Raw genomic sequence first — 17,150 nt, 5'->3', positions numbered from 1 at the left:
TAAGTTTTCTAAAAGAAAAGATAAGTGGATAAACTCTTTATCTCCTTACCTTTGCAACACAAAATGTACCACCAAAAAAGTATTTGTATGTTTTTAAGAAGTTATATATGGCTTTTATTAGTTGGGATTGCCTCCATCACTACCACTGTGAAAGCGCAACCCTATGTATCACCCATTGGTGCACAAGTGTTTATCGAACCTGGTCAGAGTGATGAGGAGATAAATACTTGGTTCAAACTCCTCAGCGAGCACCAAATGAACTGTTGTCGCATTCGTATGTTTGAGAACTATATGAAGCGCCCCGACGGTACTTGGGATTTCTCGCTGTTCGACAAGGCTTTTAAAGCAGCAGAGCGGTACAATGTAAAGATTGTAGGCACGCTCTTCCCCGCTGCCCTCGACAATTCATTAGGTGGCTTTAAGCACCCTTATTCGCAGTCGCATCTACAAGAAATTGCTACCTATATCAAGCAAGTAGTAACCCATTTCAAAACCTCTCCTGCCCTCTATGGTTGGGTGCTGATGAACGAACCTGGCACTGGGGGGTGGGTGCCTAACGACGCTTTTGCCAATACCCAAAAAAGTGAATGGCTCAAAACACTACAGCCTACTGCCTACAACAGCAAAGGCTACCCACGAATAGTAGATTTTACCCCTCAACAATTCTTGCTACATTACAACACTTGGTACCTGCAATGGATTGCCAACGAGGTAAAAAAATACGACCCTAACGCCTATTTGCACGTCAATTCTCACCAAATATTCAGCAATATTGCCGAATACAACTTCCCCGCTTGGCGCAACTTCCTCAATTCGTTAGGCGCTTCTGCTCACCCCAGTTGGCATTACACTATGTTTCACAGAAATCAGTACGGTACAGCTTTGGGGGCAAATTGCGCTATCATACGTTCGGGAGCAGGCGAATTGCCTTTTTGGGTAACCGAATTACAAGGAGGCAACAACACTTATAGCGGTTATAAAGCCTTCTGCCCTACCAAAGAAGAAATCACCCAATGGCTGTGGACGAGCATTGGCAATGGAGCTGAACACATCTTATTTTGGTGCTTAAACCCTCGTGCTGTGGGTGATGAAGCAGGTGAATGGGCGCTCGTAGATTTCCAAAACCAACCTACCGACCGACTCACTGCTGCCTCCGAAGTCGCCAAAACACTCCGAAAAATCAACAGCAGCAAATTTAAACCCGTAGTAGCCAACATTCATATCCTCTATACCCGCGAAACACTTTGGGTAGAAAAGAAAGCGCAACTAAATGATAATACCAACAATGATTACGAGGGCAGAAACACGGGAGGAGCTATGAAATCGGCGTTTGCAATGTATGAAACCCTACTTGAAAACGGCATCAATAGTCAGTTTCAGTGCTTTGATGAGTTCAACTGGAACAAACCCTCTTACAAAGGCGAAACGATTATTTTATCAGGACAAATAAGCCTCCCATCGCGTTATTGGGAACCCCTGCGCAACTTTGTACGCAATGGTGGCAAACTGATAATGGAAGGGCTCAGTACGTTCTACGACGAAAATATGTTAGCCCTACATCACACAGGATTTCCGCTACAAGATGTATTGGGAGGAGCGCTGAAAGAAGTAAAATGCCTCCCTACCGATTTCAGTGTAAATTACCAAAACGCACCCCTGCCCGTCCACCTTTGGAAAGGAAGTATCTACAATACCCAAGGACAAATAGTCGCCCAAGAAGGAAATAGTGTGTTGGCAACGCGACATCGCTTTGTAAGGGGAGAGACCTTTTGGTTTCCATCGCTATTGGGGTTGGGCGCTTTGCGCAGTGGCAAAGGGGAAGCACTTTCGCATTTGCTACTCGCCGAAGTGCAAGCGGCAGTCCCTTTTCAGTTTGAAACTTACCAAAAAGGAGTGCAAATGTATACAATGCAAAAAGGTAATCAATATCTTACGATACTCATTAACAAACGCCCACAAGCTACCACAGTAGCATTGCGTTGCCCCAAAGGAGTAAATCCTTCGGTCGTTTTTGCGGATAAGGGAGGAAGTGCAACAGCTAATACCGCACGCCTATCCTCTGAAGAAACGCTGGTGATTCTTTGGAAATAGATACAAATTAATATTGATGTTTTTTCCTAAAAAAGCTGTACGAGTATAGTTACATCGTACAGCTTTTTTGTTATTCAAGATTTTCTTTGATATCGATAAGCATTTGCTTTACACGCTCTAACTTTGTAACCACATCAAGGTTTGTAAGAGGTTTCTGCTTGTCTTCTTTAAGACGTTGACGCGCCCCTTCAAGGGTGTAGCCTTGTTCTTTTACCAAATGATAGATGAGCTGGAGTTTCTTAACATCATCGGGAGAGAATTTCCTGCTTCCCGAACTTGTCTTTCTCGGGCTGATAATAGAAAATTCCTTTTCCCAAAAGCGAATAAGAGAAGCATTCACATTGAAAGCCTTGGCTATTTCTCCTATGGTGTAATACAGTTTATCGGGTAATACAATATCCATTTCTCTAAGAAATTATCAGTTATCAGTTACATTCACACAGCCCCAGCCGTCGTATTCTCCTTCAAAAGAAGAAGCGAGCTCTATCAGTTCCCATACGATATTATTGATATCTAACGGACTATCCTCACGTGTGGCTTCGACGGTGTAAGGAAAAGTATGACCTTCGGATTTTCGTTCCTCTACTGTTTTCTCATCACTCAAACGCACTTTATAGCCTTTTTCGGCTACTTTCTCGGCAAAACCTTGTTGTTGTGCCTCACTTTTGAAGTAGATAAAATGGTCGATTTCACGAGGCACTTCCATCTTATCTCCTTTCTTCTCAAGTTGCATTAGCACTTTTCTGTTCTGCATCGTTTGATAAGAAAACTCATCAGGATAAAGAAAGTCGAAATAATCTTCCCATTGGGCATCTTCAGCGGTATTATATCCCGATTTATACCCCTCAAAAGCTTGTAACGCTTCTTCGCAAGTCTGTGCTAAAACTTCCGCATTATTACAGTAAAACCAAAGCTCTAAAAAGCCTTGGGATTTTACCACACCTGCCAATACTGCTCCTGTGGCTTCGGCTTTCTCGCTTATGGCATCTTCTATATCACAGAGTATAGGATATTCCTCCTTTGAAGGAAATCCATCAGGAGTAGGGTTTTGCATTTCTATATAAAACTGTAAACGTTGCGATAAGCCTTCGAGAGGAGCAAGCTCAAACAAGGCTAAATTGGTGCGTATAGAAGCTGGGACGCCTTCGATATGGCACATAAAGAAATCCCAATTCTGGGGAAGATTATGGTGAGTCATATGGGTTTAATTAACAAAATACTATTTCCAATCATCTTAGTCAAGCGATTGATTTTCTTGGGTAGAAACGTGTAGCATCTCGGTGTATTCGCTCGGGGTGAGGTTGCCATAATAGAAGTGTATCGGGTTGATGTGTTCGCCGTTTTTTATCACTTCGTAGTGCAAGTGTGGAGCTTCGGAGCGACCGGTACTTCCTACCCTTCCTATGAGGTCGCCACGCTTGACGTGTTGTCCTGCACGCACATTGTAAGCCGAAAGGTGTCCGTAGAGAGTTACATAGCCATAACCGTGGTCGATGCGAATGTGATTACCATAACCTGAGGCATTGCTATCGGCACGTGCTACTACACCATCGCCCGCAGCATATACAGGAGTGCCTTGGGGTGCAGTGAAGTCCATACCATAATGGAACTTACGCGCTTTGGTAAAAGGGTCGATACGCCAACCATAACCCGATGCCATATGCTTTAAATCTTTATTATTAATAGGTTGAATGGCAGGAATAGAAGACAAAAATTTTTCCTTTGCCTTAGAAAGTTTAGCAATCTCATCTAACGATTTTGACTGTACGACCAACTGTTTTCGCAATATGTCTAAGCGTTTGTTTGTATTGGCAACAAGTTTGGAGTTTCCGTATTTTTCGAGGTTTTTATAGCGGTTAGGGTCTTTGAGGCTTTTGCGAACACTATCGGGGATAATAGGAGCATTGAAGTAAAGGCGGTACATATTATTATCGCGTTCTTCAAGGTCGGCAAGCACATCTTCCGCCAATTCCATCTTTTTGTTCAGGATTTGGTAGTTGGTTTCATAGGTTTTAATCTCGCGTGCTAATACCACCTCGCGGGGGGTGAAAAACAAGCGCGAGTTAATCATTATAAAAGAGAATAAAATCCCGAAGAGTGCAGCAGCTGTAAGAAAAATCAAAGCATTGCGCACCTTTGTACGCTTTCGGGAGAGGATGCGTTTATACGAGAGCGTATCGGGGTCGTAATAATATTTTACCTTTTTCATACGGGCAAAAGTATAAAAAAAATATGATATTTGCTGTTTTATGACAAAAAAAATGTAATTTTGCAGTGAATAGTCTATAGGCAGTAGACCATAGGCCATAGTGTTAATTATCAATTGTTAATTGATTTTATGGGTTTTTCAGAAATTATATTCATACTCTTTATGGTTTTAATCCTTTTTGGAGCTGATAAGCTCCCTAGTATTGCGCGGGGTTTAGGAAAGGCAATGCGCCAATTGCGCGATGCTACCGATGAGATTAAAACTGAAATACAACGCGGTGCTGAAAAGGCAGGTGTAGATACTAAAATTGTAGAAGAGACTCAAAAAGAAATTGAAAAACTGAAAGATTCGATAGGGAAATTGGAAAATTAGATGTAAGGCCTTAGGCCACAGGCCACAGGCACTAGGAATGCGACGTAAAAGCGATAGGTAGGGAGGATTTTTGTTAATCGGATAGGGTGTTCACATTTAGAAGCCTACCTCCATTCCTCACATACTCTGCTCTCGCAGACTTTCCGAAGAGAAGGGGGCAAGCCGCAAAAGCGACTTTTTGAGTAAAAAATCTTATACTTCTTATTTTTATAGATTTTATTCTCAAGATATAGGTTGTTGTTTTGAACTTCTAAAATATTGAATTTCTATAAAAACATTGTCATTGCTTGTAACCATACCGAGGTTTCCTTGCTCTTTTGAGAGCGCAATGGCTTTGAGGTCTTCAGGGTGCGAGCCGCACGGGCAATAAACTTTGCCAAAGGTGCGAGCCGCACAGGCAACTTTGGCAAAGTGTAGCGACGCAAATTAGCTAATGAGTAAATTGCAACCTCTAATATCGGCGTTGTCGAAGCGTCCTAATACTTCAAAAGTACCATCGGGGTATAGTTTTCCTAAATCTTGAGTAGCAATAAAACTACACGACTCTCTATTAGCCAAATCGATGATATTAAGTCCGCCGGTTTTGCCAGTAGGCAAATAGCTCAGCGCATCATTCGTATCGCGTATAAGGACTTTTAGCCAAGGTACACACTTATAAATCCCCTTACCCACAGAATAGGCTTGCGAGAGCAGTTCGGTCATTCCGTATTCGGAGTGAATCATTTCGACACCAAAGCCTTTGCAGAGGAGCGCGTGCAATTCTTCGCGCACGAGTTCTTTGCGACGACCTTTCATACCTCCTGTTTCCATTACAATCGTATTTTTTAAAGAGAAAGTATGCTCGGTTATAAGGTCGAGTAACGCAAAGGATACCCCTATGAGCAGTACTTTCTTGCCCGAAGCATCAAGGGTTTGCAAACGCTCGGCTAAGCGGTCGTATTCGTTGAGATAAAAACCACTGTACTCACTACCTGAGCGCTCAATAAGGTCGGCTACCATAGTGATGAGGGAAGAGCCGGTGCGTTCTAAATACGAGGGAAGAAGGGCTAAAACTACATAATCTTCAACGTTGCCATAGAAATGTTCAAAGCCTTCACGGAAGCTTTGTTCATACAAGCTAAGGTCTTTCACATAGTGTCGGGAGGTTTGTGCGCCTGTTGTACCACTGCTGGTGAAGATTTGCTGGTGAGGCGCGCTCCCACAATACACTTTTTCAGTTTTAAAACATTCGATAGGAAGAAAAGGTATTTTTTCGAGTGTGTTTACCTTATTAGGAAGGCAGTTCAATAGGGTACAAAAGCGGTGGTATACCTCGTTGTTTTCGTATTGATAACGAAAAGTATTCAAGGCAACAGCTGTAAAATCTATGTTTGCTGATAGTTGAATTTTGTCGTTCGTTAAAGTGAAGTATCGCTTGGGCTATAGAAATTAATCAAAAAAATTAAGTTTTTGCCTCATTGATAGACTTTATCAAAGGCTTAGCACTTCGACAAAGTGTATATCGCAAATTTTATTGATTATCCAATTTATATTTATCAACTGAGCTTAATTAAGGCAAAAGTCCTTTTAGAAGACCGAAAGAAGGGTTTAGCAAGATGGTGCTTAGAATGATGACAAGGACTACAAGCACAATTTTCACCCAAGAGGAGTACTGTTTTTTGGGAGACGCTAAGAAAGTGTCGTACTCTTTTCGGGTTTTTACGGTAGCGATTTTCTGTTCGAAATAAATATCTATCAAAGAGGGCAAATCCTTTACGGTACGAGCTTTTGAGGAGGCGCTATTTTTTTGTGAGGTTTTCTTTTTAGCTTGTTTTTTGGGTTCTTCGGTTTTCTTTTGTCCTTTTAACTCGGCGGCGAGGTCGGCGTCGTAGTCTTTACGACTTTCGGGGTCGGAAAGGACTGCGTAAGCTTCTTGTAGGCTTTTAAATTTTTCGGCAAAGAAATCGTCGCCCTGATGTTTATCGGGGTGATAGGCTTTTGCGAGCTTTTTGTAGGCGTCGCGTATTTGGTCGTCAGAAGCCTTTTGGCTAACTCCTAATATTTCGTAGTAATCCTTTAACATTATAATCTTGGTTTTTGAGAGGTGTTATCGTGGCTTTCCCAGCCGATGAGTTTGTTATTTTGGAATGTGAGGGTAAGGGTTTTGTAGTGCCAACGTTCGGTAGTAGAGCCTTTGAATCCTGCACTTTGGACTTCTAACGGTTTACCGAGCGCCATTTTCACCAAAAAGTCGGGCATACCTTCGGTATATACGCCTTTTTCGACGGAACTTGTGGTGGGCTCACCGTATTCACTTTTGATGAGCTCCATAATTCTGTCTTTGGTATATTCTTCGTCTACCAAAGCATTTTGCCATTTTTGGCGTTTTTCTTCAATGGATTTTTCTCTTTTTAAGTTGGTAGTTGCCTGCATTACAAGTATATAAATGAGGTAGGCTACGCTTATTGCGAGAATAGAATAATATATCATTGTATGCTTATTTTATTATATAATTCTTCACTGAGGGTGCAAAACTACAAAAACAATTTTTAATATACAAATTGGGAAATTAGAAAATTAAATGTGAGGCCTCAGGCCATAGGCCACAGGCACTAGGAATGGCGACGAAAAAGCGATAGATGTGAGACCTCAGGCCATAGGCCATAGGCACTAGGAATGGTGACGAAAAAGCGATAGATGTGAGACCTCAGGCCATAGGCAGGAGGAAAATTAGAAAATTGGGAAATTAGAGAATTAGGAAATGATGGTGCGAGCCGCACGGGTAGTTTTTAAAAAGAATAAAATAGGGATTTTCAAAAAGAAAAATATACTATGATATAGGTAGCTTATACGAACCTTGAACGAATCTTGGACGATTGGTATAGTATAAAAGGTGCTTTTTTGAAAGGTGGAAATCTATAAAAAGGAGATTCTATGGTAATATATTCTGCTTTGCTGGTAGATGAGAAGAATATATTTCCTATGTGACTAGTACCAACTCTGAAAGTCAAAAAAATATTCAGAAGGGGGTTGCTGATTGGTAATTATTTTGTATCTTTGCTTGAATTAAAAAAAAGAGGTTGAAAAAGGGGTAGAACGACTTTTTTGTATTAAAAACGGGAAGATTATGAGTGAAATCATAAAAAATCAAGAGACTTTTGTCAGTTTTTAACAGAAAAGAGAATAGGAGTCAACCGGAGTATCTGTGAAAAGCTCTGATAACCTAGGAGGAAGGAGCAAAGAGAATATGATATTTAAGTTTAAGCAATTTAACGTAAAGCAAGCACAAAGTGCGATGAAGATAGGCACTGATGGAGTGCTATTGGGGGCGTGGACGCCTATTGAGAATCCTAAAAGTATACTGGATATTGGGGCGGGAACGGGCTTATTGTCGCTAATGTTAGCTCAACGCTCTGACGCTCCTGTGATTGATGCCGTGGAAATAGACGAAAAAGCCTATATAGAATGTACGGAGAACTTCGAAGAGAGCCAATGGGGCGACCGCTTGTTTTGCTATCACGTTTCGTTTCAGGAATTTGCTTTGGAGATAGATGAAGTGTACGACCTTATTATCTCTAATCCGCCTTTCTATACCGCTAATTATAAAACAGCTGAAAAAGCGCGCAACACGGCTCGGTTTACTGATACGCTTTCGTTTTCGGAGCTCTTAGAAGGGGTAAGCAAATTACTGACGGACGAGGGTATTTTTAGTGTTATTTTGCCTTATAGCGAAACCGAAGGGTTTATCGCTCTTGCGTCGGGTTATGGTCTTTTTCCTCAGAAAATCACTCATACGCGGGGCAATGCTACGGCTGAACTAAAACGGAGTATGCTACTACTGAGTAGAAAAGAGCTCTCCTCCTACCCTATCGATGTGCTTATTATTGAGAAGGAACGTGGGGTTTATACTGAGGCGTACAAGTCGCTCACAAAGGATTTTTATTTAAATTTAGGAAATAGAAATTAGGGTTGAGCTATAAGGAGATAAGCTAACAATTAAATAGAAATCATTAACAATTAATATTTCTTATTTGCTCCTATCTTTTACTTTTAACCTACTTTGACCGAAAGTAAGGCGAAACTAAGGTGTTAGGAAACTGAATATCAATAGGAAAAAGAGGTTCTAAGAAATACTGAAGAAAAATGTTGAAAATGTAAAATGATTAAAAAAAACTGCAAAATTAGTATATTACTGAATTAGGCAATTCAGTTAATTATTCTTATCTTTGCTCTCTAAATAATAAACTCTAAAATGCTTAAATTCATTGCCTTTTTCGTCTCTTGCTTTACCTTTGCCCAACCTACTATTAAGGATATGATTGCCAAAGACTCCCTGCTCTATGCCGTCACAACTGACGGTAAAATCAAGTGCTGGAATCTTTCTACCGAAAAGAAAAAGACTGTAACTCATAATTCAAGATTTACTTTTACGGCAATCGGTTCGGACAAACAACAAAACGTAGTAGTAGGCACGAACGACGGTAAACTCTTCACCCTTTCTGATAAAGGTTTGCAATTACTGCACGCAATGCAAAAGCCTTATACTATAGAACATATTGTTTTCAATTCGCAAAACGAACCTTATCTCATTATCCGCAATGCGCTCTACGCACCACTTACCCAAACTTATTGGACAGCCTTTCCGCAGCAGACCACTGTAGGTATTAGGATAGAAAAGCGCGCAAAAGAGTTCTTTCGCTTTCCTTCTTGCGTGTTCGTTGATGCGCACGACGTGATTTGGATGACCAATTTTTATGGTGAATTTGGCGGTAGCTTCCAATTGTTCGATAGCAAGGAACGCAAACCTCTTAACCGCTCTATCGAAAACCTTGAGCTAGGATTGTTTTTCTCACAGAGCATTTTCAGTGATGGCAAAACCGATGCCGTGTATATTGCTTCGGGCTTACAACATCTCATCAACTCAAGCGATATTTTTAAGATAGACAATTACACTGCCGAGAAAATACTCAATGATGATGATTTTGACCTAAACAACCGTCTTTTTATAGGAGCTTCCACCATTGACCCTGTGACCCAAACGCTCTATATTGCCACCCAAAAGGGTATTTACAAAACCTTTTTATCTGAAAGCGGAAAAATAGGCAACTTAGAACTGCTCTGCGAACCTAAGCTTCGCTGGGAGAGAGAGCCCTTGGCTATGGGTGCTAAAATGGCGATAAAGAAGTTGTTACTTGTGAGAGGCAAATTGCTGTTCCTCACCTCCCAAAATGGGATAGGGGTTTTCGAGAACGGAAATATCAGCTACTTGAAGTAAAAGATTGTCTATTATTTATTATTTTTGCGCAAAAATAATCACACTATGATAGTACCCATAGGAAAATTCAGACTTTCCCTTACGGGAGAAAACAGCCACACCGTAAATATATCCGCTGGACAAGGGGGCTTTAGCATTGCTCCTAAAAAGATGGGCGAAAAAGCTGATGCCTACGTTGATGCCGATACGCCTATACAATGGACGGCTTTTAACGGTTTGGAAGTACCCGCAGGAGGTAACTGGCCTCGCGGTTTCTATTACATAGGCAACGATAGTAGTTTTATAGAATGGTCAAAACGACACGAGATTGAAAATTTTGTTTGGAAGTTACTCGCTCCTGCTTCAGTAGATTTTACTAATGCTCAAATAAGACACTTATCTGTGCATAACAACGGATTCGAGTTTTCTATCAAGCTCGATAATACATACTTGCGAAGTGTTGTTCTTGGGGGGAATCCGGATAAGATAACAATAGAAAGCACTATGGGGGTAAAGAATATTACTTTTGGTATTGAGACTGATAAGAAGAGTAATGAGCCTGTCGTTCTGCCTCACTTTCCTGCTTTGAAAGACATCGAGAGGATTGAAATAAGTATGCCTATAATAGGGCAAGCGTTTGACTGCGGGAGTCTGTTACAGTTCAAACAGCTTAAAAGTGTAACTTTATGGGGAAGCCTTTGCAACTTTGAGGCTTTGGCACAGATACCCCAGCTTACTGCTATAGGGGTGCGCTACTGCCCTGATATGACGGGCTTCCCACCGCTGAGCACGTGGAAAGATCTCAATTATTTTATTGTTTGGAATGCCGAAGAACTCACGGGCAAGCGCCTGAAAGAAGAGCTGAAAGAGGTAAACAAGACTCATAGTTTTGAGTATGCTTCGGTATCGCAGTTGCGCAAGAAAACGTGGTTTGCCACCGAGTACAATATTCCATTTACTAATTGGGAAGGCAAAAACGGACGTGAAGCGATGAAAGCCTACAAAGCTGCGCTCAAAGCTATTAAAAAGGCTAAAGATGAAAAAGAGGCTAAAGGGTTTTTAGTAGCGCTTATGCAGGTGATAAACAACCTGCCTAACATCGAAACTGAAGAACGTGCCGATACCGCTGAAGCTCTACAGCAGTTGGCTGCCTGCGCTCCTTTTACAATTAAAGAAGAGAAGGTGCAAGAGTGGTTTGAGGAGTATATAGATTAGAAAAGAAGCTAGAAAGACCTTCAGAAGAAACCTTTTTGTTAATTGATAAAAGTTTTATATTTTTGCCTCAAAAAATACAGAATATTATGACTTATACTCTTACTATTACCAGTGATAGCCCAATGGCGATGAGCTTTATAAAGTACGCAAAAAGTCTTGACTTTGTAAAGGTTACCAAAACAAAAGAGGCTAAAAAAGTAATACCCGCAACAACTGAAGAAGTTGAAGAAGACGAGTACGGTATTCCAATTAAATACCGTGATAAAATTATGGCAATGTCTAAAGAATCTAATAAAAACATCGCACGTCGTTGGGACGAAGACCTTGCAAAATTAGAAGAAAAACAAGCTATATGATAGTAATTTCGGACACCAACATTATTTATAGCTGTTTCTATAAACCAAAAGGAGTTATAGCTACCATATTGAGTGATAAAAAGAAAACAATTCAGTTTACCGCCCCTGACTATCTTTTAGATGAGGTAGAAAAGCACTTGCCTGAAATTATGAAAGACAATCATTTGTCTAAACAACAAGCAAGTGCCCTTCTCAAAGAATTTATACAGAATATTACTTTTTTCAAAGTTAAAGATATTCCAAAGGAATATATAAACAAAGCTAAAGATATAGCACAATCAATAGACCCTGATGACTATCCTTTTATTGCACTTCACCTTGAGAAAGGACATAAAATCTGGACTTGCGACTTAAAGTTTAAAAGAAAAGGGATACGACATTTGTGTAACAACCAAAGACCTTAAAGCTAAACGCTACAAGAAGAGAACTTAAAAACAACAATAGCTTCATATCACAAACAAAACTTGCCGTGCTACGACTGCTACGCTAAGATTATGTAAGTTCCACTAATAATTGCAATTTTAAGTAGTAATTTTTAGTAAAACTTTTATTTTTCAGAGGGTTTTGCCTCTAAGGGGCAACCCTCTGAAAAATAAAAAAAGAGAAAAAACTATAAAAGTCTTTTCTCTTTCAAAATAAATGCTTTTCTTTGTAAATGACAATGAAAGAATATAAGCATTTAAATTTGGTGCAAAGGTCGGTAATTTCTGCTTTAAAAGCAAGCGGAATCAAACAAAAAGATATTGCTCTTTATGCAGAGTGTAATCCCTCTACCGTCAGTCGAGAGCTGTCAAGAAACAAAACAAAGACAGGAAAATACAGTCCAAAAGTAGCTCAAGAAATCTCAGAAGAGCGTAAAGAACGTTTTAGGAAAGAACGTAAATTTACTAAAGAAATGAAAGTTTTTGTTATTAAGCATATCACTGAAGAACAGTGGTCTGTTGAGCAAATTGTAGGGTATTGTAAAAAAAATAGAATACCAATGGTTGGAAAAACAACTATCTATAATTTCATTCACCAAGACAAAGAAAACGGAGGCGAACTATACAAACACACTCGTCATCAGCTTAAGCATAGAAGTAGAGCATTGTACACTTGTAAAAAGAAAGTAGAAGATAAAAAGTCTATTGAAGAACGTCCTGAGGTTATAAGTCAGAAAACAGAGTTTGGACACTGGGAAATAGATTTAATTGTAGGAGCAGGAAATAAAGGAGCGATACTTACATTGGTTGAAATGACTACTAAAATGTTATTTATGAAAAAGTTAAAAGAAGGAAAGAAAGCTAAATCATTAGCAGATGAACTTATAGATATGACCTTGCCTTACAAAAACTATATAAAGACAATTACTGCTGACAATGGTAATGAATTTTCTGATTTTAAGCGAGTTGAAAAGAAATTGAACCTACAATTTTTCTTTGCTCATCCTTATAGTTCTTGGGAGCGAGGTCTTAGTGAACACACCAATGGTCTTGTACGGCAATACATACCTAAAAATACTGATTTTAAAAATATTACAGATAAAGAAATTAAAGAATATCAATATAAAATTAATAATAGACCAAGAAAAGTATTAGATTTTGAAAAACCTAAAGATTTATTCTATCAGAAAGTAATCTGAAAAATTGCACTTGATGGTGGAATGGGCGTTACTTATTTGTTAATGAGTGTACTTGCTTATCTACTAATTATACACTACCTTTGCCTCGTTATTTTAGCATTTCACAGAAGATGAACCAAGAAGTATTTACTGCTCTGCAAAACAAACTGAAAGTGGGTAACCGTCGTGGCGTGCACCTCAATGCACTTCCTGGTGCTTCGCGCTACAAGTTTGATATCGCACGTCTCTCGGCTATATTCAAGAGCTTGCCCGAACGCTTTATTCTCGACTTACTCACTTTACGCAACCTCAACTTTTCGTTTTCTATTCACGATACCGAAAGTACGGATATAGATATCCCCCGTTCCCCCAAGGGGGACAAGCCTCTAAAAATATACCTAAAGAACGTGAGGCTATCTTAGAAAAACTTGTAGATAGTATCGAAAACCTGATGTTCCAAAGCGAGGTTATCACTTCCGAAAAAGGGGTGAACACACTCGGCTTTGGCTTCCCCATACTGTTGCGCCGCGATATGGGCGACGGACAACTAACGGTGGCACCTATCCTAATTTGGTCGGTGAAGATAAAGCCTGCTACCCAAATGAATACGTGGGTGATAAGCCGCAATGAGGAAGATCCTATCTACCTAAATGAGGTGCTCATCAACCACCTGCAAAACGATTCGGGCGTAAGCCTTAAACCTATCCCCGACGAGATGCTGGAAGATGGCAAAATCGATAAACCTGAACTGCTCTCTCTTTGCTCGGATATCCTCAACCAACTGAAAGTTACCCAAAACTTGGATTTCCTGCTGAACAACTATACCGAAATTCTTCCCCTAAAAACCAAAGTGGAGTACGAGGAACTTTTGCCTAACAAGGGTGATGCTTTTATAGAAAAAAGCGGTATCCTCTCCCTCTTTGAAGTGCAAAAGCAGAATATCATCAACGATTACGAATCGCTGAAAAAGGAATTTGTGCCTTTGCAGACAACAGCCAACGAACAATTCCAATCGCTAAGTGCTATTGAAACCGACCCCTCTCAACAATTGATTTTGGAATCGCTGAAAAGTCAGCAGAAAATACTTATTCAAGGTCCCCCAGGTACGGGCAAGAGCCAAACGCTCACGGCGATTCTCATCAATGCTTTGGAAAACAAACAGAAAACATTAGTAGTCTGCGAGAAACAAACAGCCCTCGAAGTGCTCTACAACGCCTTGAAAAACAAAGGTTTGGGCAGGTATTGTACAATGATAAAAGATGCTATTGCCGACCGTAGGTTCATTGTTGATGCTGTGCGTAACCATATTGATAATGCCGAGTTTAAAAAAGAAACACCAGCCTTCCTCGAAAATCTCCTTGCCGAACAAGTGCAAGCAATGCGCAAAATCACAACGGATATCAATGCTATTCACCACAAACTCAACCAACTGCTCCTCAACCAACTGTCGTGGACAGATGTAATGGCGGAGTTAATGCGTTACGAAACTGATAGAGAAGACCTTGACCTCTCGGCTTTTTCGTTTCAGTTTACCGATGAAGAGTTTGCCTCTCTCGCTCTCCTTTGGCAACAAGGTGAGGCGCTCTATCAGCGGTATGCGCCTTACGCTCAAAATCATTTGTTAAACCCCAAAAAACTCACCGCTACCAATCTGTTTAACACCCAACAACAACTCGCCGAAGCCTTCAAGCAATACGCCCAGCAGTGGGAGGTTATCCAGCAGCAGGTAGCTGTTTATAAAGCCTATTACTTGCACAAACGCAAAGAAGAATTTATACAACAGTTGGATACCTTAGCGCAATATCGCAATGATTATGAGCTGATTACCGCTACCCTCTCCCCCACTTCACCTGTGTATCGACCAGAGGTCACCAAAGGATTCTTCTATAAACTCTCAGCACTCTTTTCTGCCGAGAAAAAGCAGGTGCTGAAAACCCAAAAACGCTTGCAAGAACTCTGTACTGCAATTAAAGCGCTCAGTTTGCATCGCAATTTTTCGTCGATTGCTATTTCGGATAACTTATTACTCAACAAAACTGTTATCGCCGAGTACACTCCTGCTATTGCTCAAGCGCAAACCGATTTCGACAGCAAAGCCAATGCTGATTTTGCTGCCTTAGACCTGCTGAATTACTACGAACGCTCGTTTGTGAATACCGATTTAGACAAGCTCATAAGCGAAGTAAAATCGCTTAAAAACCGTATAGAAGCTGATAATTGGCTCGACACTATCAATTTTGGCAATACCTTTGCCGAGTTTGAAGCCTTTATCACCCGCAGTTTAGCGACTTACAACAGCTATCAAGCCGACCCTGCACAGCCTTTGGTAACACAGTATGAGTGGTTTGCATTCTTCCAATCGCTCAACGATTTCCAAGAGCGCATTGTTTTATCACTTACCAAAGTAACCCATTGGGAAGCTTCCTTCCTCTACGCCTATTACACCTTGCTCTTGCAACGAAATGCCGATGATACGCTAAACTTCAACGAGCGCGATTATGCCGATTTTAAAAAGAAAGTACACTACTTCGCCTCTGCCCAAAAAGATTTTATCGAGGGCTACTGGAATACCCAGCAACGCAAAGCTGTAAAAACGTTTGAAGAGACCAACAAAGAGCTCACTGTGGCAAACCTCTACAACAAGCGCAAAAGTGAAAAACACAACCGACTTACCTTGAGACAAATAGCGATGAAGGACACTGACCTCTTTACGAGTTTCTTCCCTATTATCCTCACCACCCCCGATGCTTGTTGCAATCTGTTTGAGGGTAAGAATTTCTATTTCGACAATGTAGTGTTTGACGAGGCGAGTCAGCTGAAACTTGAAGACAACCTGCCGGCTATGCTCAAAGGCAAGACAATTATCATTGCAGGTGATGAACACCAAATGCCTCCGTCTAACTATTTTAGCAAAGTATTCGACGGTAGTGCTGAAGATGAGGACGACAACGAGGAAGAAGATGAAGTACTCACCTACAAAAATGCGATGCTAAACATAGAGTCGCTCTTGGATTACGCTTTGGAATACCAATTCAGTAAGAACCATTTAGATTTTCACTATCGTTCTAAACACCCTTATCTGATTGATTTTTCTAACCACGCTTTCTACAACGCCCGATTGCGTCCGCTACCCAGCACCGAAAATCGTATCCCTATCCATTTTACTCAGGTAAATGGCACTTTCGATGAGCATATCAACCGTGAGGAAGCCGCCGAAGTGTTGCGTATCCTCTCACAAATAGAGCCTCGTCCTGACGGTAGTTACCCATCGGTAGGGATTGCGACTTTCAATATCACCCAGCGCAACTACATACGCAAACAGATACTCCAAAAGCAAAACGACCCTACTCAAACGGCTTTCCGCGAGAAAATCAACGCCTTAGAACAAGCAGGACTCTTTATCAAGAACTTGGAAAACATACAAGGTGACGAGCGCGATATCATCATCTTATCGGTAACTTATGGCAAGAAGAAAGGCGGCAAGTTCGTACAGAGTTTTGGTCCGCTGAACTTCTCCAAAGGCTACAAACTGCTGAACGTGATTATCACCCGCGCCAAGGAACAGATATACGTGTGCAACTCTATCCCCGAAGAATTGTTAGCCACCTATAAAGAGGCTTTAGCGCAAGAAGGCACTAACAACCGCCGCGCTGTGCTCTACGCCTACCTCGCCTACGCCCGTGCTGTAAGCGACGGCAATGATGCCCTTCGCCGTGAAATCCTATCGGAACTCGACCTCTACGGACACAAACACACCGATATCGACCAGCAAAGTAAAAGTGCTTTCAAAGAACAAACCTACCGTCAGCTCAAAGAAAAATACCCCGACCAGCGTATTACAATGGACTACGAGTTTGGGGGTTATACTATCGATATTTTGTTAGAGCCCAAAGAAGGCAAGCCTGTAGCTGTAGAATGCCTCAGCAAACCTCTTTACAACAACGATTTAGCCTATTTAGAAGACCTGCACAAAGAAAAAATATTGCTCAACGCCGGCTTTGACTACAAAAGAAAATGGGCGAAATGAGTGCACAGGCAGGTGGAATATCAGAAAGACCGTAACAAGAAAAATAA

13 protein-coding genes and 2 pseudogenes are annotated in these 17,150 nt (G+C 40.9%); 9 read left to right on the top strand and 6 right to left on the bottom strand.

All coding sequences use genetic code 11. The annotated features are described in order from the left end of the window. Positions 1–24 precede the first annotated feature (24 nt). Complete coding sequence (locus HW278_RS06690) at positions 25–2,091, top strand: beta-galactosidase (protein WP_178977340.1); 2,067 nt, start codon at positions 25–27, stop codon at positions 2,089–2,091. Between the two features lie 70 nt (positions 2,092–2,161). Here HW278_RS06690 and HW278_RS06685 read toward each other — a convergent pair whose 3' ends face one another. From HW278_RS06685 to HW278_RS06675, 3 genes are read right to left on the bottom strand one after another with little or no spacing between them, the layout of a single operon-like run. Then, positions 2,162–2,494, bottom strand: coding sequence for a MerR family transcriptional regulator (locus HW278_RS06685; RefSeq protein WP_009411004.1), 333 nt, complete (start codon positions 2,492–2,494; stop codon positions 2,162–2,164). A 15-nt stretch (positions 2,495–2,509) separates the two neighbouring features. Continuing rightward, positions 2,510–3,289, bottom strand: coding sequence for a DUF695 domain-containing protein (locus HW278_RS06680; RefSeq protein WP_178977339.1), 780 nt, complete (start codon positions 3,287–3,289; stop codon positions 2,510–2,512). 36 nt (positions 3,290–3,325) lie between these two features. After that, positions 3,326–4,300 carry a M23 family metallopeptidase gene (locus tag HW278_RS06675; protein WP_002675822.1) on the bottom strand — a complete coding sequence of 325 codons (975 nt, stop codon included), beginning with the start codon at positions 4,298–4,300 and terminating at the stop codon, positions 3,326–3,328. Between the two features lie 129 nt (positions 4,301–4,429). Between HW278_RS06675 and HW278_RS06670 the strand changes: the two genes are divergently transcribed. After that, positions 4,430–4,672 (top strand): twin-arginine translocase TatA/TatE family subunit, encoded by a 243-nt coding sequence (locus HW278_RS06670; protein ID WP_178977338.1) that lies wholly within the window; start codon positions 4,430–4,432, stop codon positions 4,670–4,672. Positions 4,673–5,098: 426 nt separating this feature from the next. On the opposite strand, the gene HW278_RS06665 is transcribed toward HW278_RS06670, so the two are convergent. The 3 genes from HW278_RS06665 to HW278_RS06655 form a co-directional block, all read right to left on the bottom strand. Continuing rightward, positions 5,099–6,019: an acyl transferase gene (locus HW278_RS06665; protein ID WP_178977337.1), complete on the bottom strand. Its 921-nt coding sequence runs from the start codon at positions 6,017–6,019 to the stop codon at positions 5,099–5,101. Between the two features lie 202 nt (positions 6,020–6,221). Next, positions 6,222–6,734, bottom strand: a complete 513-nt coding sequence (locus HW278_RS06660; RefSeq protein WP_053581452.1) for a DnaJ domain-containing protein — start codon at positions 6,732–6,734, stop codon at positions 6,222–6,224. Next, positions 6,734–7,141, bottom strand: coding sequence for a hypothetical protein (locus HW278_RS06655; RefSeq protein WP_178977336.1), 408 nt, complete (start codon positions 7,139–7,141; stop codon positions 6,734–6,736). Before HW278_RS06655 ends, HW278_RS06660 begins: the two co-directional genes overlap by 1 nt. 757 nt (positions 7,142–7,898) lie before the next feature. Between HW278_RS06655 and HW278_RS06650 the strand changes: the two genes are divergently transcribed. The 7 genes and pseudogenes from HW278_RS06650 (at position 7,899) to HW278_RS06620 (ending at position 17,103) form a co-directional block, all read left to right on the top strand. Next, on the top strand, positions 7,899–8,618 hold the full coding sequence (locus tag HW278_RS06650) for a tRNA1(Val) (adenine(37)-N6)-methyltransferase (RefSeq protein ID WP_178977335.1): 720 nt from the start codon (positions 7,899–7,901) through the stop codon (positions 8,616–8,618). 285 nt (positions 8,619–8,903) lie between these two features. Next, a complete protein-coding gene (locus HW278_RS06645) occupies positions 8,904–9,926 on the top strand; it encodes a hypothetical protein (protein ID WP_178977334.1) in 1,023 nt (340 codons plus the stop codon). 45 nt (positions 9,927–9,971) lie between these two features. Continuing rightward, positions 9,972–11,120, top strand: coding sequence for a hypothetical protein (locus HW278_RS06640; protein ID WP_178977333.1), 1,149 nt, complete (start codon positions 9,972–9,974; stop codon positions 11,118–11,120). Between the two features lie 86 nt (positions 11,121–11,206). Further along, positions 11,207–11,476, top strand: a complete 270-nt coding sequence (locus HW278_RS06635; RefSeq protein WP_178977332.1) for a glutaredoxin-2 domain protein — start codon at positions 11,207–11,209, stop codon at positions 11,474–11,476. Then, positions 11,473–11,908, top strand: a pseudogene (locus tag HW278_RS06630) (PIN domain-containing protein). The gene HW278_RS06635 and the pseudogene HW278_RS06630 overlap by 4 nt, the downstream one beginning before the upstream one ends. 229 nt (positions 11,909–12,137) lie before the next feature. After that, positions 12,138–13,097, top strand: a complete 960-nt coding sequence (locus HW278_RS06625) for an IS30 family transposase (RefSeq protein WP_255493530.1) — start codon at positions 12,138–12,140, stop codon at positions 13,095–13,097. Between the two features lie 110 nt (positions 13,098–13,207). Continuing rightward, a pseudogene (locus HW278_RS06620) lies at positions 13,208–17,103 on the top strand (DEAD/DEAH box helicase). Positions 17,104–17,150 lie beyond the last annotated feature (47 nt).

The sequence above is a fragment of the Capnocytophaga sp. oral taxon 902 genome (assembly GCF_013394735.1).
Taxonomy (GTDB): Bacteria; Bacteroidota; Bacteroidia; order Flavobacteriales; family Flavobacteriaceae; genus Capnocytophaga; species Capnocytophaga ochracea.
Note: the sequence above shows the minus strand (reverse complement) of the source record. Positions and strands in the feature narration are given on the sequence as shown.